The sequence below is a fragment of the Polyangium sorediatum genome, assembly GCF_029946465.1.
Taxonomy (GTDB): Bacteria; Myxococcota_A; Polyangia; order Polyangiales; family Polyangiaceae; genus Polyangium; species Polyangium fumosum.
In genome coordinates this window covers 40,899-61,785 of the sequence record NZ_JARZHI010000010.1, presented here as the reverse complement: position 1 = coordinate 61,785, position 20,887 = coordinate 40,899, and the positions used below count along the sequence as shown (strand labels likewise).

The 20,887-nt window shown below is 69.6% G+C and carries 20 protein-coding genes; 9 read left to right on the top strand and 11 right to left on the bottom strand.

The window, feature by feature from the left end; genetic code table 11:
• The first annotated feature begins 9 nt into the window (after nucleotides 1-9).
• From QHF89_RS14385 to QHF89_RS14375, 3 genes are read left to right on the top strand one after another with little or no spacing between them, the layout of a single operon-like run.
• Nucleotides 10-1,779, top strand: a complete 1,770-nt coding sequence (locus QHF89_RS14385) for an FHA domain-containing protein (RefSeq protein ID WP_284720477.1) — start codon at nucleotides 10-12, stop codon at nucleotides 1,777-1,779.
• A gap of 43 nt (nucleotides 1,780-1,822) precedes the next feature.
• Nucleotides 1,823-3,115 carry a L,D-transpeptidase gene (locus tag QHF89_RS14380; RefSeq protein WP_284720476.1) on the top strand — a complete coding sequence of 431 codons (1,293 nt, stop codon included), beginning with the start codon at nucleotides 1,823-1,825 and terminating at the stop codon, nucleotides 3,113-3,115.
• Between the two features lie 12 nt (nucleotides 3,116-3,127).
• The gene (locus tag QHF89_RS14375) at nucleotides 3,128-4,846 is read left to right on the top strand and encodes an ABC1 kinase family protein (protein ID WP_136966776.1); all 1,719 of its coding nucleotides are present in this window, start codon (nucleotides 3,128-3,130) and stop codon (nucleotides 4,844-4,846) included.
• A 100-nt stretch (nucleotides 4,847-4,946) separates the two neighbouring features.
• On the opposite strand, the gene QHF89_RS14370 is transcribed toward QHF89_RS14375, so the two are convergent.
• The 8 genes from QHF89_RS14370 to QHF89_RS14335 form a co-directional block, all read right to left on the bottom strand.
• The gene (locus QHF89_RS14370) at nucleotides 4,947-5,288 is read right to left on the bottom strand and encodes an ATP synthase F0 subunit C (protein ID WP_136928778.1); all 342 of its coding nucleotides are present in this window, start codon (nucleotides 5,286-5,288) and stop codon (nucleotides 4,947-4,949) included.
• Nucleotides 5,289-5,497: 209 nt separating this feature from the next.
• Nucleotides 5,498-6,271, bottom strand: coding sequence for a F0F1 ATP synthase subunit A (gene atpB / locus QHF89_RS14365; RefSeq protein ID WP_136928779.1), 774 nt, complete (start codon nucleotides 6,269-6,271; stop codon nucleotides 5,498-5,500).
• Between the two features lie 60 nt (nucleotides 6,272-6,331).
• Nucleotides 6,332-6,820, bottom strand: a complete 489-nt coding sequence (locus QHF89_RS14360) for an ATP synthase subunit I (protein WP_284720475.1) — start codon at nucleotides 6,818-6,820, stop codon at nucleotides 6,332-6,334.
• On the bottom strand, nucleotides 6,817-7,224 hold the full coding sequence (locus QHF89_RS14355) for an AtpZ/AtpI family protein (protein WP_284720474.1): 408 nt from the start codon (nucleotides 7,222-7,224) through the stop codon (nucleotides 6,817-6,819). Before QHF89_RS14355 ends, QHF89_RS14360 begins: the two co-directional genes overlap by 4 nt.
• Nucleotides 7,221-7,886, bottom strand: a complete 666-nt coding sequence (rdgB, locus tag QHF89_RS14350; protein WP_136966775.1) for an RdgB/HAM1 family non-canonical purine NTP pyrophosphatase — start codon at nucleotides 7,884-7,886, stop codon at nucleotides 7,221-7,223. Before rdgB ends, QHF89_RS14355 begins: the two co-directional genes overlap by 4 nt.
• Nucleotides 7,883-8,647, bottom strand: coding sequence for a ribonuclease PH (rph, locus tag QHF89_RS14345; RefSeq protein WP_136966774.1), 765 nt, complete (start codon nucleotides 8,645-8,647; stop codon nucleotides 7,883-7,885). The genes rdgB and rph overlap by 4 nt, the downstream gene beginning before the upstream one ends.
• Before the next feature lie 93 nt (nucleotides 8,648-8,740).
• Nucleotides 8,741-9,451, bottom strand: coding sequence for a hypothetical protein (locus tag QHF89_RS14340; RefSeq protein WP_136966773.1), 711 nt, complete (start codon nucleotides 9,449-9,451; stop codon nucleotides 8,741-8,743).
• Nucleotides 9,452-9,484: 33 nt separating this feature from the next.
• On the bottom strand, nucleotides 9,485-10,054 hold the full coding sequence (locus QHF89_RS14335) for a ComEA family DNA-binding protein (RefSeq protein WP_284720473.1): 570 nt from the start codon (nucleotides 10,052-10,054) through the stop codon (nucleotides 9,485-9,487).
• Nucleotides 10,055-10,233: 179 nt separating this feature from the next.
• Between QHF89_RS14335 and QHF89_RS14330 the strand changes: the two genes are divergently transcribed.
• On the top strand, nucleotides 10,234-11,313 hold the full coding sequence (locus QHF89_RS14330; RefSeq protein ID WP_136966771.1) for a DUF362 domain-containing protein: 1,080 nt from the start codon (nucleotides 10,234-10,236) through the stop codon (nucleotides 11,311-11,313).
• A 10-nt stretch (nucleotides 11,314-11,323) separates the two neighbouring features.
• Here the strand turns inward: QHF89_RS14330 and QHF89_RS14325 are convergent, their stop codons facing one another.
• Nucleotides 11,324-12,526, bottom strand: a complete 1,203-nt coding sequence (locus tag QHF89_RS14325) for a hypothetical protein (RefSeq protein WP_136966770.1) — start codon at nucleotides 12,524-12,526, stop codon at nucleotides 11,324-11,326.
• A gap of 89 nt (nucleotides 12,527-12,615) precedes the next feature.
• On the opposite strand from QHF89_RS14325, the gene QHF89_RS14320 reads away from it, so the two are divergent.
• From QHF89_RS14320 to QHF89_RS14300, 5 genes are read left to right on the top strand one after another with little or no spacing between them, the layout of a single operon-like run.
• Entirely contained in the window at nucleotides 12,616-14,691 is a 2,076-nt protein-coding gene (locus QHF89_RS14320; protein ID WP_136966769.1) for a type VI secretion system Vgr family protein, read from the top strand.
• A gap of 3 nt (nucleotides 14,692-14,694) precedes the next feature.
• Complete coding sequence (locus tag QHF89_RS14315; protein ID WP_136966768.1) at nucleotides 14,695-15,063, top strand: PAAR domain-containing protein; 369 nt, start codon at nucleotides 14,695-14,697, stop codon at nucleotides 15,061-15,063.
• Complete coding sequence (locus QHF89_RS14310; protein WP_284720472.1) at nucleotides 15,060-15,902, top strand: DUF4123 domain-containing protein; 843 nt, start codon at nucleotides 15,060-15,062, stop codon at nucleotides 15,900-15,902. Before QHF89_RS14315 ends, QHF89_RS14310 begins: the two co-directional genes overlap by 4 nt.
• 4 nt (nucleotides 15,903-15,906) lie before the next feature.
• Complete coding sequence (locus QHF89_RS14305; RefSeq protein ID WP_136966766.1) at nucleotides 15,907-16,281, top strand: hypothetical protein; 375 nt, start codon at nucleotides 15,907-15,909, stop codon at nucleotides 16,279-16,281.
• The gene (locus QHF89_RS14300) at nucleotides 16,278-17,324 is read left to right on the top strand and encodes a hypothetical protein (protein WP_136966765.1); all 1,047 of its coding nucleotides are present in this window, start codon (nucleotides 16,278-16,280) and stop codon (nucleotides 17,322-17,324) included. Before QHF89_RS14305 ends, QHF89_RS14300 begins: the two co-directional genes overlap by 4 nt.
• A 22-nt stretch (nucleotides 17,325-17,346) precedes the next feature.
• Here QHF89_RS14300 and QHF89_RS14295 read toward each other — a convergent pair whose 3' ends face one another.
• Both QHF89_RS14295 and QHF89_RS14290 read right to left on the bottom strand, forming a co-directional pair.
• Nucleotides 17,347-19,473: a DUF2169 family type VI secretion system accessory protein gene (locus tag QHF89_RS14295; protein ID WP_136966764.1), complete on the bottom strand. Its 2,127-nt coding sequence runs from the start codon at nucleotides 19,471-19,473 to the stop codon at nucleotides 17,347-17,349.
• Between the two features lie 15 nt (nucleotides 19,474-19,488).
• Nucleotides 19,489-20,760 carry a serine/threonine-protein kinase gene (locus tag QHF89_RS14290; protein WP_136966763.1) on the bottom strand — a complete coding sequence of 424 codons (1,272 nt, stop codon included), beginning with the start codon at nucleotides 20,758-20,760 and terminating at the stop codon, nucleotides 19,489-19,491.
• Between the last annotated feature and the right edge of the window lie 127 nt (nucleotides 20,761-20,887).

The following is a 20,887-nucleotide window of genomic DNA, read 5'->3' as shown; positions in this document are numbered from 1 at the left end:
TAGGGAAAAATGAGCGCGGATCCGAACAAGAAGAGCGCAAGGACATTCCAGTGCCGCGACGTCCTCTGGGAGACGTTCGAACAGATGGCACGCGAGCTGGAGTGCTCGATCGACTACCTCATCAACGAGTCGATGAAGCAGTACGCGCGGCAGCGCAGCTACAGCCCGCGTACACCGTTCCCCGGCGCGGTCCGCAACGAGTCGGCCCCCGGAAGCGGCAGCCCGATGTCGACGCCGGGAATCCCCGCGCCGCCGCCGTCACCGCCGCCGGGCTACCCGCCGGCCCCCGCCGCAGCCGCGCCCGCCATGCCCGCGGCCTACAGCTCGGCCCCGATGTCCGCGATGCCGCCCGCGCCGCCGCCCATGGTCGGCGCCCCGGCGCCGCAGCCGCCGCCGCCCATGCTCGGCACGCCGCCCGGGCCGCCCCCGCCTTACGGTGCGCCCCCGAGCCTCACGGGGACCGCAGGTCCGGGCGCGCCCCCCGGGCCTCCGCCCATGATGGGAGGCCCCGGCGCACCGCCCGCGCCTCCGCCCATGATGGGAGGCCCCGGCGCGCCGCCCGCGCCTCCGCCCATGATGGGTGGTCCGGGCCTCGGCGCGCCTCCGCCTCCGCCGCCTTCGCCCTACGGCGCTCCGCCTCCGCCGCCCTCGCCTTACGGGGGTGCGCCGCCGAGCCTCACGGGGACCGCAGGTCCAGGCGCGCCGCCTGGTCCTCCGCCCATGATGGGAGGGGCTCCGATGGGCGCTCCCCCGATGGGCGCTCCTCCGATGGGCGGTCCCCCGATGGGTGGCCCTCCGATGGGTGGCCCTCCGATGGGTGGCCCTCCGATGGGTGGTCCCCCGATGGGTGGTCTTCCCGGCCCCGGCCTCGGCGCGCCGCCGCCGCCTCCGCCCGGCCCTGCGACCGCGACTCCGCCTCCGCCTCCGCCGGGGACGACGCGTCCGCCGTCTGCCTCGATGACCGGCGCGCCGCCGCCGCCCCCGAAGCCGGGGAACCGGCCGCCGAGTGTCCCCGCGCCGCCGCCGGGCCCGGGCATGCAGTCGCGCCCGAACGTGCCGCCGCCGCCGCCCACGGGCATCGCGCGTCCCGGGGGTCCGCCCCCGCCCCCGCCGCCGAACCGGCAGACGATGGGCCCGGGTGCTCCGCCTCCGCTCACGCGTTCGGTGCCGCCCCCGGCCGCCACGCCGGTGCCTCCGATGGCGACCGGCGCTCCTCCGGCCCCGCCGTCGCTGGGCGCGCCGCCGCCGCCTCCGCCCGGTTCGATGATGGGCGCTCCGCCGCCCCCGCCGCCCGGTCCGATGATGGGCGCGCCGCCGCCCCCGCCCCCGGGTCCGATGATGGGCGCTCCGCCTCCGCCTCCGCCGGGACCTCCCTCGGCGATCGGCTTCGGGGCTCCGCCGCCGCCTCCGCCGCCGCAGTACGGCAACATGGCGCCTCCCGGCCCGCCGCCGGCCCCGCCTGCGCCTGCGCCTTCCGCGGCCGGCGGCATCCCGGGCGCGATCCCGCTCTTCGCCTATTACGGCGGCGAGCGGAGCATCGTGAACAAGGACCGCTTCATCATCGGCCGCGGCAAGCAGTCGAGCGACCTGACGATCAAGGACCCGAACGTCTCGCGCCAGCACGCGATGGTCGAGTACCTGAACGGCCAGTACTACATGGTCGACATGGGCTCGACGAACGGCGTCGAGTTCAACGGCCAGCGCATCACGCGCAAGGCGATCGGCGAAGGCGATTCGTACCGGATCTGCGACCACGAGGTCCGGTTCTCCTACCGCTGATGGGCTGATGGGGGTGGTCATGGGTGGCTCGCGTGGACAAACCGTGCGAGCCACCCGTCACGCCCCGCCCCTCCTCTCCTTCACGCTCGCCGCGCTCCTCATCACGGGCCACGCCCGCGCCTCGAACGAGCCTCCTTGGGTCGCGCCCGAGACCGAGCCGCTGCCCCAGGGCATCGTCAGCGCGCGCATCCTCAAGGCCGACCAGCCGATCCTCGCTTCTCCGTGGGAAGGCGCGCCGCGCCGCGGATCGGCTGCGCTCGACGTGCACCTTCCGATCTTCGCCGCGCGCCGCGGCCCTGGCTGCAAGGGCCGGTTCCTCTCGATCGGCCCGATCGCGTGGGTCTGCGAGGACGCCGTCGAGCTCGCGGAGACGCCCTTCGTGGACGCCGCCTACCGCGCGATCCGCGAGACCGCGGATGGTTTGCCCTTCCGGTACTACTTCGTCGGCCCCGACGGATCGTTTGCGTACAAAAAGCTTCACGCGGTCGACATCGGCGCGCCCGACATGCAGCTCGAACCGGGGTTCGCCGTGGCGATCGTGGAAGAGCGCGTGGTCGAGGGCGCGCGCTACGGCCGCAGCCACAACGAACTCTGGATCCCGATGCGCGACCTCGGCCCTGCGCGACCGCTCGCGTTCCGCGGTGAGGAGATCAAACCCGACGCGCCCGCGGACGTCTTGCCCTTCGCGTGGATCCTCGTCGACAAGGCGAAGGTCTTCTCGACGCCGGGCGCCCTCGGCAAGGTGGAGTCGAGCCGCGCGCGCTTCGAGCGTGTGCCCTTCTTCGAGGAGAAAAACGTCGGCGGCGCGCGCTTCTCGCGCATCGGCGAGGGCGCATGGGTCCGCTCGTCGGAGCTCCGCCATGCGACGATCGCCCCGCCGCCGCCCGAGGTCGACGTCGCTGCGGGCGAGAAGTGGATCGACGTCGAGCTCGAGAGCCAGACGCTCGTCGCCTACGAGGGCAAACGCCCCGTGTTCGCAACGCTCGTCTCGACCGGCAAGGGCCGCGAAGGATCGGCCACGGCCACGCCGCGCGGCACGTCGCGGATCTGGGCGAAGCTCTTCACGTCGAACATGGACAACCTCGAAGACGAGGGCGCGACGCGGTACTACCGGATGGAAGACGTGCCGTGGGTGCAGTTCTTCGCGAAGGGCGTCGGCCTGCACGGCGCGTTCTGGCATCGCTCGTTCGGCCACGTGCGCAGCCACGGCTGCGTGAACCTCGCGCCGCTCGATGCGCAGCGGCTCTTCTTCTGGACCACGCCGCGCGTGCCCGCCGGATGGACGGCCGCCTTGCCGAGCACGCACGACGTGGGCACCGTCGTGCGTGTACGCTAGAGAGCGCCCTGCATGGTCTCGATCGTCAACGCTGTTCGTGATCTCGGCCGACTGCGCCAGATCTACGTCGTGCTCGTTCGTCACGGCTTCGGCGAGCTCGCGCAGCGGCTCGGGCTCGGCGGTCGTGGACGCGCGCAAGCCTTGCCCGAGCTCCCCGCAGGCAACGAGGCGAGCGACGCGCTCGTCGAAGCGCCCGAGGACGACACGAAGCGCGGCGAGGAAGAACGACGGCGCATCTCGCTGCCCGAGCGCGTGCGACTCGTGTGCATGGATCTCGGCCCCTCGTTCGTGAAGCTCGGCCAGATCGCCTCCACGCGCCCCGACGTCCTGCCGAACGACTGGATCCTCGAACTGAAGAAGCTCCAGGACGAGGTCAACCCGCTGCCTTGGAGCGACATCAAGGGCGCGGTCGAGGCCTCGCTCGGCGCGCCGATCGAGGACGTCTACGAAGGCTTCGAGGAAAAACCTCTCGCTGCGGCCTCGATCGGCCAGGTGCACCGCGCCGTGCTCAAGCACGCGGACGGCCCGCAAGAGGTCGTCGTGAAGGTGCAGCGGCCCGGCGTGCGCACGACCGTCGCGCGAGACCTCGAACTCTTGCACGCGCTCGCGAAGCTCATCGAGCGCACGATCCCCGAATCGGCCTTGTACCAACCCTCGGCGCTCGTCGATCAGTTCGACCGTGCGATCACGAGCGAGCTCGACTTCGCGCTCGAAGCCGAACACGCCGAGAAGTTCGCGCGCAACTTCGCAGGCCACCCGCACGCGCGTTTCCCGCGCGTCTACCGCGAAGCCTCGTCGAAGACCGTGCTCACGCTGGAGCTCCTCCCCGGCGGCAAGGTCTACGACGAGATCCGCCACCATGGGCACAAGGGCCCGGCGATCGCGCAGGCCGCCGTCGGCATCGTCGTGAAGATGATCTTCGAGGACGGGTTTTTCCACGCGGACCCGCACCCTGGGAACATCTTGATCTCCGGCGACCCCGACAGCCCCACGATCGGCCTCATCGATCTCGGCATGGTCGGCCGTTTGTCGCCGGAGATGCGCGACAAGACGCTCGACCTGATGATCGCGGCGGTTCGTCAGGACCACCTCGGCGTCGCGGATGCGCTCTACGCGATCGGCACGCCGACGAAGAAGATCGACATGCGCGCCTACCGCGCCGAGGTCAGCCTCTTGGCCGAGAAGTACGTCGGCAGGCCGCTCAAGGAAATCGACGTCGCCGCCATGATCAGCGACCTCATGCGCGGCGCGGCCAAGTACGGCATCGAGATCCCGCCGGACTTCCTGCTCGTCGGCAAGGCGATCATGACGATCGAAGGCGTCGGCAAGGAGATCGACCCGGACCTCGACGTCTTTGGCGTCGCGCGTCCGTTTTTCCTCGATCTCCTGCGCAAACGTTACTCGCCCGAGCGCATCGGCATGGAGCTCTGGCGCGGCGTCGAGCGCCTTTCCGGCGCTGCCTACGACATGCCGCAGCAGCTCCGCGAGATCTTCGACGACCTACGCCTCGGGCGGCTGACCTTACGCACCACCGATCCGACCCTCCCGCGCACGGTCGATCGCCTCGGACGTCGCCTCTTCGCGGGCCTCGTCGTGGCGACCTTCGTCTTCGCGGGGACGTGGCTGCTTCAAACGGATCGCAAGGACCCGCTCGGCATCACGCTCCTCGTCTTCGGCGTGCTCGTGATGTTCGGGCACGTCGTCCTCGACGTGCTCCGCCACCTACGTTAGCCGCCGTCTGCATCAGGCCGCCGCATGTGCACAGCAGGGCGCCGAGTCTCCTCGACGCCCTGCTTTGCGGCCCGGTGAAGTCCGTGCGTGGCCTGTCCGATCAGAGCTGCGGGATCTTGCCCTGGAGCAAGAACGCGATGATCAGCGCGAAGAGCACGAGCGACTCGATGAGCGCCAGGCCGAGAATCATCGGCGTCTGGATACGAGCCGCGGCGCCCGGGTTGCGCGAGATGCCCTCGAGGGCGGCCGCAGCGGCGCGGCCCTGACCGAGCGTACCGCCGAGGGCGGCGATGCCGATCGCGAGGCCGGCGGCCAGCGCGATCATGCCGCTCGTGTCGAACTTGTTCGAAGCAGCAGCATCCTGCGCGAACGCCATGCTGGGAACGAGGGCCAGCGCGGTGGCGACCAGCGTGGACAGGGTGAGCTTGCTCTTGAGAGACATCCGGTTCTGCTCCTTTCAGGCCACGCGCCCCCATGGGGGGCTGCATGCATCAATCGAGACGACCCACGGGGTTCGGGGGGACCGACTCTTCGGTCTCACGTCCCGAGGGCTCGGGGGCTTCGCTTCGGGCGGCCCCGCTCTAATCCGAATCTGACGGTTTGGCTAGGGACTTTTTGAGGTTTCCACCGCGATCTTTCGGTGGGGGCGCCTCAGTGGTGGTCTGCGTGGTGGTGCTCCGTGGCGAGGCCGATGTAGATGCTGCTGAGCAGACAGAACACCAGCGTCTGCACGACGATCACGATCAGCCCGAGCATCATCACGGGCAGCGGCAGGAAGATCGCCACGAGACCGAAGAAGACCGAGGCGATGAGGTGGTCGACCGCGATGTTGACCATCAGACGCACGCTGAGCGTGATCGGACGGACGCACGTCGAGATCACCTCGATCGGGAAGATCAGCGGCGCCAGGTACCACTTCGGCCCCGCGAGGTGCGCGATGTAGCTCCAGCCGTTCTCCTTGATGCCCCAGATGTTGAAGGAGAGGAAGACGAGCAGCGCGCAGCCGAGCGTGACGTTCAGGCTGGACGTGGGCGGCGAGAAGCCGGGGATCAGGCCCGAGACGTTCGAGAAGAAGATGAAGCCCGCGGCGCCGCCGATCAGCGGGAAGTACCGCTTGGCGTTCTCCGCCCCCATCACGTCCTTGGCCATGTTGTAGAAGTAGCCAAAGAACGCCTCGAAGAACGTGCGCAGGCTGAGGCGGTCGTCCGGGACCACCGACTCGTCGAGCCGCCGGAACTTCGAGCGCACCGACATCGCCATCGCGATGAACACGATGACGATGAGCAGGCTCGCGAAGATCGGCTCGACCGAGTGGTAACTCATCGGCTCGTGACCGATGAAGCTGTAGCCGAGGTTCTTCGCGTTCTCGCGGAGACCAGGGAGGTGGGCCAGGAGGAAGGTCAGAAAACCAGTATGCTCGGGCATGACCGTCGTCGCTCCATCACCGGAGCGCTCCAATCTCGAACTCGTACTCGCTGCTCGATCTCAGGGCTCGTTCGAGGGGTCCCCCTCGTCGGCGGGCCTCGCCTTTAGCACATCTTTGCGCGGCGCGTCCCCGAAAGATCTGCGCTTTGGATCACCGTCCGCGAAGTCGTCGGGGGGCTTCGGGCCAAACAGCGTCCCCACCGTGATCCCGATGGGCAGCGCCCCATACCCCACGATGAGGGAGAGGCCCGACGCAATCCCGCTGCGCAGAATGAGCCAAACCCCGCCCAGCAAAAGCGCGAGCTTCAACGTGGCGATGACCGCCCAAGGCGCGGTGTTCCCCCGCCGGGACAAAAACGCCTCGCCCACCTGCGCGAACACCCACAGGTTCAAGGGCGCCAGCGCCCCGCCGATGGCCACGCCGATCCCGAACCGCGGCCCGCCGAGCGCAAACGAGCCGATCGTCAAGACGACCGCCGACCCGATCACCCCGACGAGCGCCCCGCGCATCGGCGCGTCGAGCTTGGAAGGCTTCTCCGCGTCGCTCATCCGCCTCGCCTCCCCTCGGATTCGTCGCCGTCGCTCGCGCCCTCGTCGTCCTTCGCGCCCTTCGTGTCGTCGTCGTCGCGCGCGCTCGTGATCGGCGCCTCGTCCTTGCGCTCGTCGGGCGCGTCGTAGCGCGGAAGCGGATTGCCTTGCTCGCGCTCCTCGCGCTCGGCCTGCGCCTTCATCTCGCGCAGCGCGCGCTGAAAGGCCCTCACGGCCGCGCCGATGCCAAAGCAAAAGCCGAGGATCGCGAGGTACGGCTCGGTGCCGAACTTGCCGTCGAGCCAGCGGCCGCCGAAGTAGCCGAACGCGATCGACAGGACGACCTCGAGCCCGATGGTCCCGAGGCTCCCGACGCCGCGCCACTCCTCCACCTTCGGCGGGCGCTTGCGCTCCTTGCCGTTCACCGCTCGCCTACCACGCGCGTCACCGTCGCGCGCCGATTCTCGATCAACGCCTCCAGCACCGGCCGCATCGCGCGCGCCGCCTCGGCGCGGTGGCTGATGCGGTTCTTCTCCTCGTCGCCGAGCTCGGCCATCGTGCGGCCGTCGCCCTTGACGATGAAGAGCGGGTCGTAGCCGAAGCCGCCCGCGCCGCGCGCCTGCTGCGCGATCGTCCCCTCGCAGCGGCCCTCGCAGATGACCTCGGGCTGCACCTCGTTCCACGGATCGAGCAGCACCATCGTGCAGCGAAAGCGCGCCGTGCGGTGCTCGTCGTCGATCTCTTCGAGCGCCGCGAGCAGCGCCGCGTTGTTCTCCGAGTCCGTCGCGCCTTCCTTCGCGAAGCGCGCCGAGCGCACGCCGGGCCGGCCCGCGAGCGCGTCGACCTCGAGCCCCGCGTCCTCCGCGAGCGTCACCATCATCGCGGCTTCGGCCCCGGTGCGCGCCTTGATCAAGGCGTTGTCCACGAACGTCGCGCCGTCCTCGATGATCGGCGGCAGGTCGGGCAGCACCTGCGAGAGCGGCAGGAGCTGGATGGGCAGGTCGGCGAAGATCGCCAAAAGCTCCGCGAGCTTCCCGCGGTTCGTCGTGGCGACCAGGATCGAGAGCGGCAGGTTCGGCTCGCTCATGCGAACCTCCCCGCCTGGAAGAGCGAAGCGAGCTCGACCCCCGCGGCGCTGAGCGCGCTTCGTTGCATCGACACGAGCGCTGCGACGCCCGCGAGCCCGACGTCGATCATGCCGTCGAGCGCGCGCCGTTCGAGCGCCTCGCCCTCGGCCGTCGCTTGCACTTCCACGATCGCCCCGCGCGCCGTGGCCACCACGTTCAGATCCACGCGCGCCTGGCTGTCCTCTTCGTAGACGAGATCGAGCATCGCCTCGCCGCCGACGTGGCCCACGCTGATCGCGGCCACCTGATCACGCAGCACCGGCGCGACCGCGCTCGACGTGCGCAGCTTCGCGAGCGCGAGCGCCATGGCCACGAAACCTCCGGTCACCGACGCCGTCCGCGTCCCGCCGTCCGCCTCCAGCACGTCGCAGTCGATCACGATCGTGCGCTCGCCGATCGCGTCGAGGTCGATCGCGCTGCGCAGCGCGCGCCCGATGAGCCGCTGGATCTCCTGCGTCCGCCCGCTCGGCCCCTTGCCGCGCCCTTCACGCGCTTCCCTTCGCGCGCGGCTCGCCCGCGGATGCATCTGGTACTCGGCCGTCAACCAGCCTTTGCCTTTGCCCGCCATCCATGCGGGCACGACGGCGTCGATCGACGCGGTGCAGAGCACGACCGTGCCGCCGGCGCGGTAGAGCACGGAGCCCTCCGCGTTGCGGTGGAAGTGCGGGACGATCTCGACGGAGCGAGGTTCGGCGGGGCTACGGCCATCGGGACGGGACACGCCGCGTCCTTAGCACAGGCGCAACGCCGCGTAGGGCCTCCTCACGCCCGGCCCTCGCTCTCCTCGTCCCGCCTGCGCGCCCGGTGCCTGGTTTTACCAGCTCACGGGGTAGACCGTGGCGTAGAGCCCGTCGCCCGGCCCGCCGCGCGTCGCGGCGCGTTGCACCAGATAAAGCTCCTGCTTGGGTCCCTGGCAGGCGAACGCGCCTCCCTCGGACGCGACGTACACCTGGCCCCCGACGGTCTTCATCGAGAACCCCTCCGGCCACGACTCGCGCTTCTTCAGATAATCGAGCGCCATGTTGCTCCGCGGCGGGATGTCCGACCGTTCGAGGGTGCGGATCAGCCGGTCTGCCTGGGAGAACGCCGAACCCTCCTGCTTGGCGACATCGCTGATGCCGACCTTCGCCGGGAGCTGCCCCGGGCCGACCTCGTTCGAGGGCACGCGGCGCGAACGGACGACGGTGAACTCGTCGCTCGTCTTGCCGCCCTCGACGCGGTGGCCCCGCCCGATCCATCGACCGTCGCCGGAGGGCACGACCGGGTTCCACGGCTTGCACGTCCCGAACGCGGCGAGCACGGCGCACGGCCCCTTCTTCGCGTCGGCCGCGCACGTGAGCGCCTTCTTCAGCGCGGCGACGTCGAGATCGTCCGGCGCCGCGACCGCCTCGGGGGCCGGCGGCGGCGCGGCGGACGGGGGCGCGGGCGTCCCGGTTCGCGCGGGCGCGGCCGCGTCCCCGGCTGGCTCCTGGGAACACGCGGCGACGGCGATCGAGACGAGGACGGCGAAGGGGCGCGTTCGCATGGGCGCGCAGTCTGGCACGCCCTTGTTCGTCCGCTACGGCGGGTCGATCAGGAGCTTCGGCCGGAGCCGCGCGAGCGACTTTCGCCCGAGGCCCTTCACCCGGAGGAGATCCTCCGGCCGCTTGAACCGCCCGAGCTTCGCCCGCAGCGCGAGGATCGCCTTGGCCTTCGTGGCCCCGATGCCCGGCAGCTTCCGCAGATCCTCCTCCGTCGCGAGGTTCAGGATCACCCTTCCATCGGCCGTCACCGCGGCGATCGGCGCGCCCGCGTCCGCGACCGCGACCGCATCCGCGACCGCTGCCGCTGCCGCATCCGCATGCGCGCCCGCATCCGCTGCCGCTCCCGCATCCGCGACCGCCGCCGGCACCGGCACCGCCGCGCTCATGCTCGTCGCCGGCGGACCGAGGTAAGCCCCGACGCGACGCGGCATCCACTCCGCCGCCGCGCCCGACCCTACGAACGCGAGCGCCAGAAACCCGAGCGCCCCGAGCGCGGCTTTCCCTGCGAGCGGCGTCCATGCCGACCCGCAGAGCCGCGCCCCGATCGACCCGAAAAACGCCCGCGCCCGCGCCCCGACCTGCTTGTCGTCTGCTGAACGTTCCACCGAGAGCCTCCTCCGCGGGCTCCTTGGCGATCTTCGTGCCGACGGACGGGACGCGGGAAAGCGCGGCCTTTGGGGTGCAAAGGGTCCGCGCGGGGGTGGCGCCGCCATGGCGGCGGGATGGCGACGCCACCGGGACCTTGCGGCGGACCTGCGCTACGATGGCGCGGGAGCAGGTGACCATGTCCGACCCGCGTTTTTCCCCGTACCCCGAGGCTTTCTCGCGTCGCACCTTCCTCGGCGCTGCGCTGACCGGCGCGGCGCTGCTCGGCGCCGATCACGCGCTCGCGGCCGGCTCCGGCCTCGCCGCGAAACCTCCCGCGGGCTTCGTGCCCCTCTCGATCCCCGGGAAGGTCGCGAAGGTCGCGAAGTCGAACGTGATGCAGCCGAACGGCCTCTGGCCCACCGAGGGCGCGGCCAAGGTCATGCTCGAACGCGTCATGGCCGAGCTCACGGGCAAGAGTGATCTCGGCGAAGCCTTCGCCAAGTTCGTCCACAAGGACGACAAGGTCGCCATCAAGCCGAACGGCATCGCGGGCCAAAAGGGCGCGACGATGGCCACGAACCGCGAGCTCATCCTCGAGGTCGTCCGCGGCGTCATGGCGGCCGGCGTGCCCGCGAGCCAGATCATGATCTTCGAGCAGTACCCGAAGTTCCTGGAGGGCACGCGCATCTGGGATCGCCACAAGGGCCCCGACCCGGCGCTGCCCGCGGGCATCGCGACGGCCGTGCACGAAAACGAAGACGCCACGATGCCCGAGCGGAGCGTGATGGGCATCCCGACGAAGTTCGTCCGACCCTTCACCGACGCGACGGCCGTGATCAACCTCGGCTTGATCAAGGATCACTCGATCTGCGGCTTCACGGGTTGCCTCAAGAACATCACGCACGGCGCGACGATCAACCCGCACGCCTTCCACCAGCACAACGCGAGCCCGCAGATCGCCGAGCTTTACGCGCAGGACGTCGTCAGGAGCCGCGTGCGCTTGCACATCATCGACGGCTTCAAGCTCATCTACGACGAGGGCCCGCTCGACAAGAACAAGAAGCGCCGCGTGCTCCACGAGGCCGTCTACGCGACGACGGACCCCGTCGCGATGGACACGCTCGGCTGGGGCATCCTCGAGCAATGGCGCAAGGACAACGGCCTGCCGACGCTCAAGGACGCCGGCCGCGAACCCACGTACATCCGCATCGCGAGCGAGCTCGGGCTCGGCGTCTACGACAAGAACCGCATCTCCTTGCGCGAAGTCACGCTCTAGCCGCAGCGACTCAGGGCGCCGCGGGCGGCAGGACGAGCGCCTTGAGCCGCCCGTTCTCGCACGGCGCGTTCGTCTCGCATTCGATCCAGTAAAGCGCCTCGTCGTCGACCGTGAAATGGAACGGCCCGCTCGGCCGCACGACGATCTCGGCCACCTGGCTCCCCCAGTTCTTGCCGCCCACGGGCAGCCGCGCGATCGCCTTGCCCCCGTCGTACGTCGACGCGCCGAAATAAACCCAGTCCCCATTCACCTCGACCGGCGGCAAGACCGCGAGCGTGAAGTCCGTCGCCGCATTCGAGAAGATGAGCTCGCCGCTGCTCGGCACGTACGACTCCACCTTCCCACCGGACTTCGATACGCGGTTCAGGAGCGCGTTGTTCTGCGCGAAGAAGAACACGTAGTCCTCGGAGACATCGAGGCTCGACGCGTAATTGAGGCCCGCCGCGAGCGCCTTTTCCTCCACGCCCACGCCCACCGACGGATCGATCGTGTACACCGCGCCGGTCAAAGGCTTCTCGCCGTCGTCGCACGAGTTCGGCACGTCGTCGCCCAGCGCGAAGCGCGTGAAATAGAGCCGGCCGTCGCTCTCGCTGAAGCGGATGTCGTAGAGCAGCGCGGCCGCCTTGTCCTGCTTGTATTCCGGGTCGATCCAGAGCGCCTCGTATTTCGTCGAGCCCTTCTTCACCCGCCCCACGAGCCCGTCCGTGAGCATGTAATAGAGGAAATCGCCTCCGAGGGTGATCCCGGCGAGCTTTTCGAACTCGGGTTGCTCGCCGAGCACGGGGATCACGTCGGGATTGCAGTCCCTCGGGTCGCACCAGGAGAGATTCGACCCGAGGCACGTGGTCTCATTGCCGCGCTGGGTCCAGGCGAGAAAATCGTGCGAGACCACGGCCCATTCGACCCGTAGGCCCCCGACGTCCAGCAGGGGCGCCGAACAGCCCGGCTTCGGCAAGCGCCGAACCGAGCCGGGCGTCTCGTATTGCCGGACGACGATCGACGCGGCGTCCGAACTCAGCGCCCCCATGACGACGTTCGGCTCGATCACGAACGGCGCGCACGCCTCCCCGCTGCCCCCGCAGGGGATCACGGCACAAGCGAGGTTTGGCGGGGGCTTGGGGGCATACTCGTCGTAGTCCTCGCCGAGGACGCAGCTCGATAGGAGCACGGCCGTGATACCCATCATCGCCGCGCGATGGAGCGGAACGTTCATACGCGGATCTTACAACGCCCACGAACTTGCTTGCCAGCGCCGACGAGATCCGTTTTGCTTCTCCTCCGGAGCGACGAAGGGGGACCTGTATGCCGATCCTCGAACTCACGTTATCAGGCGGAGCGAAGCTCTCCGTGCACAACTTCTCCGTGCAAGAAGCCCTCTCCGAGCTCTTCCACGTCTCCGTCGTGGCGCGGGCGCAGCGGCCGGACCTCGACCTCGAGGCGATCGTCGGCAAACCCGCCTCGCTCCACATCGAGGCCGGATGGACCTACGTGAAGGACCAGGGCACGCGCACCTGGAAAGGCGTCTGCAGCTACATCGAGCAATACCAGGCCCAGACCGAAGAGACGGGGCTCTCGACCTATCACCTGTCCATCGTCCCCGACCTCTGGTTGCTCACGCAGCGCACGAACCACCGCATCTTCCAGCACCTCTCCATCCCCGACATCGCCGACGTGCTCCTCGGCGAATGGGGCGTCAAGCCCACCTGGCAGATCGATCGTGGGCTCTATCCGAAGCTCGAATTCAAGGTGCAATACGGCGAGAGCGATTTCACGTTCCTGTCTCGCCTGCTCGAAGAGGCCGGCATCACGTTCTGGTTCTCGGACCAGGACGGCGCGGGCTCCGTGCTCACGTTCGGCGACAAGCTGCACGCGGCGGCGCCGCGCCCGCCCATTCCTTTCGTCGACAACCCGAACCAGGCCGCGCAGCGCGAGTTCCTCTCGCTCGTACGCCTCGGCCACGAGGTCCGGCCGGGCGCGCACGTGATGCGCGACCACGATTTCCGCAAACCCTCCTTCGAGCTCCTCGGCGAGGCCACCCCTGCCGCGACGGGCCCCGAGGGCAAATACGAGCAATACACCTACGGCCCGGGCGCGTTCCTCGTGGAGGGCACGATGGGCGGCGGCGGCACGCCGGTGGCGGACGATCAGGGCATCGCCCGGCACGACCCCAAATACGGGACAGACCTCGCGACGCGCCGCCTGCAATCGCTGCGCGCCGACAGACGTCGGGTCACGTTCGACACGAACACCCTCGACCTCTTCCCCGGCGCGGTCTTCACGATCGAGGACCATTTGCACCCCTCGCTCGCGCCGAGCCAGCGGCTGCTCGTCTCGTCGTTCGCCGTGGAGGGCACGCCGGGCGACGCATGGACCATGCGCGGCGCCGCGGTCTTCTCCGACCCCGCCGCCCCGTATCGCCCGCCGGTCAAGACGCCGCGCCCGCGGGTCTTCGGCGTGCAGAGCGCGACCGTGGTGGGCCCGCCGGGCAAGGAGATCCATACCGACGAATTCGGCCGCGTCCGCGTGCAGTTCCCCTGGGATCGCGAGGGCCAGAGCGACGACCGCTCCTCGTGCTGGATGCGCGTCAGCCAGGGCTGGGCCGGCACGGCGTACGGGATGATCACGATTCCGCGCGTCGGCCAGGAGGTGCTTGTCACGTTCCTCGACGGCGACCCGGATCGGCCGATCGTGACGGGCCGCGTCTACAATGCGATCGAGCAGGTGCCGTACAAGCTGCCGGACGACATGACCGTGAGCACGTGGAAGAGCCAATCCTCCCCGGCCACGGGCGGCTACAACGAGATCAAATTCGACGACAAGGCCGGATCGGAGCGCGTCTACGTGCAGGCCGAGCGGGACTTGCACAAGCTCGTCAAGAACGACGAGGTGCTCCGCACGCAGCACAACAAGATGGAGACGGTGGACGGCACGTCCGACCTCGTGGTGAAGGGCGCGCGCAAGCAGCTCATCGAATCGGAGGACCATTTGCACGTGTTGCTCGACCAGCGCAGCCAGGTCGACGGCGGCGTCTCGCTCACCGTGAAGATGGGCAAGCAGGAGAAGGTGGGGGCCGATTACGCGCTCGACGCCGGGCAGGAGATCCACCTCAAGGCGGGGATGACGCTCGTGCTCGAAGCCGGGCTGCGGCTGACCATCAAGGGACCGGCCGGCTTCATCGATTTCCACCCGATGGGCATCGATATCGTGGGGCTCCTCGTCAACATCAACAGCGGCGGTTTTCCGGCCTTCGGCAAGGGCGCCTCCCCCGACGCGCCCGAGGACGCGACGGAGGCCGAGCCGCGCGACAGGCCGCCCGGCGCGCCGGCGGGCAATTCGAGCACGGGCACCGGCGGCACGTCCGGCCAAGGTGGGAGCTAGGCCATGCCCCTCGCAGCGCGCATCGACGACGTGCTGACGTGCGAGGTCCACGGCGCGGGCATCATCACCGAAGGGTGCCCGACGGTGATCATCGGCTTCCAGCCGGCCGCGCGGGTCGAGGACGAGATCCTTTGCCAGGAGGTGCCGAGCGAGATTGCCAAGGGTTGCGAGACGGTGTTCATCGGCGGAATGCCGGCCGCGCGCGTCGACGATCTGGCCGTGGACGGCGCGGTGATCAGCACCGGATTTGCCACGGTGAACATCGGCACGACGCCGCAGATCCAGGTGCTGCTCCTGGCCGCCGCGCTGGGTTTGCCCTTCTGCGAGGAATGCGAGCCGAGCTCGCTCGCCGGGCCGAGCGGGGAGCCATGAAGGCCGTTCTTTCCATCGTCACGGGGCGATCCGCGGGGCAGCAGGTGCGGCTCCCTTTGGGGCGACCCTTTTGCGTGGGGCGCGGCGGGCAGGCGGATCTGATCCTGGCGTACGACGAGAAAATGGCCCTGGCGCATTTCGATCTCGCATGGGACGGCGCCACGTGCCGCCTGCGCGACCGGAGCCGGCAAGGGACGGAGCTCGACGGCAAGCACGTGGACGAGGCCGAGCTGAAGAACGGCGCGTGGATCGGCGCGGGCGCGACGCGTTTTTGGTTCCGCATCCGCAGCGAGGATCTCCGGTCGGAGCTGCCGCCGGCGCCGCCCGCGCCGCCGCCTTCGCCGGAGATGCTTTCGGCGCGCCGGGAGGCGCTCGTGGTGCTGTCGCGGGAGAAGCATCTCTTCGCGATTCTGGACGCAGCCCGGGATCGGCGCGTCCGCGCCTTGCTCGCCGCATGCGACGAGGAATTCCGTTCGCTCTACGAAGGCCCGAAAGGCGAGGCCCTCGCCGAGGTGGCGCCGTACCTCGTGCACCTCCAGCCGGGTTCACCGCTGCTTTCGGTCCTCGTAGAGGACGCGTGGGGCGCGAGCTGGGGCGTGTATCTGGCGAGCGAGCGACCCTTCAAGGAGGTCCGCCAAAGGCTGCGCCGGTCGCTCCTGGTGAAGGACGAGGAGACCGGGAAGCGGCTTTATTTCAGGTTCTATGATCCGCGCGTCCTCCGCCTCTTCTGGCCGGCGTGCACGCCGCGGCAGCGGAGCGAGATCCTGGGGACGGAGATCAAATCGTTCCTCGTCGAGGGCGCCACGGGCGAGCTCTTGCGGCTCGGGCAGGAGGGATAGGACGATGCTGACGTTGCGCCGGGGGCAGCAAAAGGCCTTCGAACCGCTGGTGGAGGACGCGCTCGTCGAGCGCATTTTCGTCTTCCTCCGCCAGCGTCCCGAACCGGAGGTTCATCGCCTCGACGACGCGCACCTCCGCGCGGCCATCCGCGCGGGCGTGGCGCAGGGGCGGTCGTTCGGGCTCACGTGGCAATCGTCGCTCGGCGCGTTCGTGGGGCTCTCGATCGTCGTGGGGCCGAGGTTTCACGAGCACCCGGCCGTGCGCGCCATTCTGACGGACGAGGCGATCCCGCCCGACGAGCGAATCGCCGCGCTCCGCGACAGGCTCACCGAAGAGGAATGGCGCGAGGCTTCGGGCCCGGAGGTGACGGCGCGATGATGTCCCCCGATCCCCGGACCACCACGACCACCACGTCGACCACCACGACGACCACGACCACCACGTCGACGACCTCGACGGCGGCGACGAGCATGATCAACGCTGCCTCTGTCGCGCTCCCCTCGACGCCGCCCAGCGCGAGCGTCGCATGTGCCGCGGGCAAGGTCGCCGAGCCGTCGTCGAGCGCACCCGCGAAGAAGAAAATGTCCGCCGACCAGCTCTGGCTGCGCGCGGACAACGTCGAGAAGATGGTGGACGCGGCCGTCAGCTTCCAGCAACCATTCTGGGATCCCCCGGTCATCGCGCAGCTTTATCAAGCCCTGGCCAGGGTAAAGGAGGCGAGCGAGAGCGACACGAACTTCCAGTTGGTGTGGAACACGTTCTACAAAACGTGGGAGAGCGTGGTCGTCCCGCTCAAGGAATTCGTCGACGACAAGCGGAGGGAGTTCGAGAAGGAGAACGAGCAGAAGAAGCTGACCCAGCGAAACGAGCAGAGGAGGACGCAGGGCAACAAGAATAAGGAGACGTTGATCGCGGCCGAGCAGGAGCAAAAGAAGCTGCGCGAGAAGCAGCACCAGCAAGAAGTGGCGGCGCTCGCGCAGGCTCACAGGCACCACTTCAGAAATCCCGATGTGCTGAAGTCCATCAACGAAAAACTGAAGCCCATCGCCAACGAAAAACCCAACGAAAAACCCACGCTCTGCACGGCGGTCGTGGAAGGGACGGACATGATGGCGTTCGGGATCAGCTCCGTGGGAAACCACCAACCCTTTCAGGCCTTCTTTCGGCGGGAGGACGGGCGTATCCACTTCACGGCAGCCGCGGAGGCCCATGCCACGAAGCTCGAACCGCTGCGCGCGGTGCTCGAAGGCATCCAGAAGGCCGAGGCCTGGGAAGTCTACGTCTGCGCAGAGGTCGACGCGGCCGTTCAGCTCTTGCTGCGCGGAGTGCGCCTGGAGCAGATCAAGACCTACGCCACGGATTTCGATTTCAAATACAAGGAGCGCTGCGCACACTGCACCCAGTGGGTGGCGGAGTTCTGAGCCGGCAATCCCGCGATGCGCGTCAGGCCTGCGGCAGCCGAACCACCCGCCCGAGCGCCACGGCCCGCAATGCAATCGGCAGCTTCTCCTGCGGGTCCACCGTGAAATGCACCTCCACGAGGAGCCGCGCCGGAAACCGCGAGAACAGCGGTAATTCATCGGCGAGGGCCGCCGGCAGATAAACCACCATCGGATCCGGCTCCCCCGGCGGGTGCAGCAGCGCGCGCAGGTGCGGCCCGCCGAGCAGCCGGCGCCGCTCGTAATGCCGCTCCTCGCAGAGCGCGCGCGCGACGAGCTCGTCGCGCTCCTCCCCCGCGGGCGCGGGCGTGCGCGCCGCGTACGATTCGCGGAGCCTCGACGCCTCGCTCGCGTCGAAGGTCAGCACGAGCTCCCCCTCGCACATCTCGAGGGGCGGCACGAGCGAGCCACGCTTCGCCGCTCTCGTCGCCACGTCGAGCAGCCCCCCGAACCCCACGGGCGCGGCGCGATCGAGGATCACGTGCGCCTGCGCGCGGTCCTCCATCTCGGCCGGATCCTTGAACAGCGCCGGATCATCGATCTCCGGATCGATCGGCTCCTCCTCCCGCGCGTCGAGGATCTCCTGCCACGCGCGCTTGCGCACGACGCGCGGCATGCTCTTTCGATCGAGCCAGAGGAGCAGCAGCGCATCCCCTCGCGCCGGGCCCCGGTACGTCGCCTCCGCGACCGTGAAGCCCGGCGCCTCCGCGGTCGATGCCGCAGGCGCCGCGGGCAGCGCGCCCTCGACCACGACCTCGCCGATGGTCTTTCGAGCAGCAACGATCGGCTCCACCGCCTCCGGCGCGGGCGTCTGCGGCGCGCCGCTCGCCCACGGGCTCGGCGCGGGCGCGGGGGAAGGCGCGGGCGTGTCGAAGATCAACGCAGGCGGCTTGATCACCGGCGCCGCCGCGCTCGTGTTCGCCTCCGCCGCCGATGCGGCAAAGGGCAACGCCGCGGCGGGGGCGAGAAGCTCGTCGCGCTCGATCGCCGCCGTCCGCTCCGAGGGAGGCCGATCGAGCGGCGCGCGTGGCGGCGGCGGCGACGCGAACGGGACGACCGCGTCCGGCGAGGCCGCCTTGAACGGCATCGTGGCCTCGGACGGCGCGCGCTCCTCGCGGGCGAACACCGTCGTCCGGCTCCTCTCCTCGGGCGCCTCGGACGCTTTCGCTGGGGCGTCGAGCGTGACCACCACGCGCCCCTCTTCCTTCTCGCTCCGCAGGGGAATCTGCGCGCGCCACGTCACCACGAGGGCCGCGCGCTCCGTATCGATCACCAGCGTATCGGCCCGCATCGGGATCACGCGTGGCCCCCCTTCGCGCCCCGCGAGCACGGCCTTCGGCTCGAGCCCCGGCAGGCTCGTCACGAGGTGCGCGTGTGTCGGGTGCAGGTTGTCGAGCACGATGCGCTCGTTGCTGCGCAGCACGTCGACCTGCTGATCGGGCGGCGCGACCTGGAAATACGCGATCTCGATGTCCTCCGGCGCGGGCGCGCGCGTGAGATCCGCGGGGCTCCATCGACCTGCGTGACGACCGAGCTTCTGCTGCCGCGAGGGCCAGCGCGCCGCGATCGGACCCCATCCGATCGGCGTCAGCAAATCTCCAGGGCCGCTCACCACCTTGTCGAGCGGCTGCAAATTGGGGACGGCGATGCGGCCCTGCCGATCCCGCGTGTCGGGCCGCATGCCCGCGGGGTTCCACGTATCCGGCCCGCCGCCCGCGCGCTCGTAACGCAAGGACATCCGCGTGATGCGCGGCCCTTCTTGCAGCGCGCCGTCGAGCGTGAAGGCCCGGTCGCAGAACACCTCGATCGATTTATCGATGTCGCCCACGATCATCCGCGCCACGAACGAGCGCACGGGGCGCGCCTCGGGCGCGAAGGCCATGCCCACGAGCACGACGTCGGCGCGTTGCTTGAGCGGGGCGATGTCGCTCGCGGCGCGCAGGCTACGTGTCTCGTCGTCGTCCCAGTGCTCGTCCTGCTCGAGGATCGGATCCTGCTCGGGCGCGAGCTGCGCCTCGGTGGGCACGAGCAAAAACGTCGCTTTGCAGATCACCGTGAGCGCCCACGCGCCGGGACGCGATTGCCAGTGAAGCGAAGCGACGGGGAGCGGGCCTTGAGCGACGACGTCCATGGCCCGTCGACGCTATCACCACGCGCGCAGGGCGAGCACCGCGGCGATCACGACGAGGACCACGATCACGGCCGCGACGGCGACGGCGAGGCCACGCGAGCGCGACGTCGGCGCTTCGACGATCGACGCGGGGGGCATCGGCGCGGGCCTCGGGATCACCACGGTGGCGCCATTCTGCGCGCTCGGCGCCTCGGCTGGAGGCGCTTTGGCTGGTTGTCGCAACGTCGTCGCCTGGTCCGACATCGAGACCTCGCCGAAGGCTTGCCTCGCGGCCTGCTCCAGGGCTCTGCCCTTTTCGGTCCCCTCGACGATCGAGGGCGGACGCTCGGGCGGCGCGACGCCTTGCAGGCGATGAATGCGCTCCACCGAAATGCGCCCCTCCTCGGAGGCGAACGGGAGCAAGAGCCGCGCGAGATCGGCGACCGACGGCGGGCGATCGCTCGGCTTTTTTTCGAGGCATTGCAGCACGACGGCCTCGAGCCCCGCGGGGATCTCGGGCCTCTGCCAGCGCGGCGGGGCGGGCGGATCGCCGCCGATCATCAGGAAAAGCGCGTGCGTCGCGTCCGCCTCGAAGGGCCGCTTGCCGGTGAGGATCTGATACAGGATGACGCCGAGGGCCCAGATGTCGGTGCGCGCGTCGAGCCCTTTGAGCCCGCGGATCTGCTCGGGCGACATGTAGAACGGCGAGCCGATGATCACGTTCGCCGCGGTGAGGCTCGTGTAGAGCGCGCCGCCCCTCGTCGCCTTGGCGAGGCCGAAATCGAGCACCTTCACGAGCGGTGATCCATCGGGGCGCGTGGTGACGAAGATGTTCGCGGGCTTGAGGTCGCGATGGATGATGCCGAGCACGTGCGCCTCGGCGATGGCCTCGGAGGCTTGCAGCAGCGCGTCGACGGCCTGCGCGATGGGCAAGGGCCCGCGCTGCCGCACGATCTCTTGCAGATCGGCCCCCGTGAGCAGCTCCATCACCATGTACGGCAAGCCGGACGCGAGTGTGCCGAGGTCCATCACGCGCGCGACGTGCTCGCTCTGGATCGACACGGCGGCGCGGGCCTCGCGCAGAAATCGCTCCACGGCGTCGTCCTGCTTGGCCGCTTCGGGCAGGAGGATCTTGATGGCGACGCGCTGAGGCAGCGTCGTGTGCTGGGCCTCGACCACGAGCCCCATGCCGCCTTTTCCGATCACGCGCTCGACGCGGTACTTGCCCGCGACGACGTCCCCCAGCTCAGGCGCCTTCGGCTCGGGCGAGGCACCGGCGGGGCTCTTTGGGGCGCTATCGGTGCTCATGCGGGCGGAAAAACTCGTTCTTGCGACGCTAACACACCGACCTTCGGCGACGCACCCGCGGCGAGCGGTAGCGCTCCTTCGCGGAGCCGGCCCTCCGCCCTGGCCGACCGATACGTCCGGTCCCCTC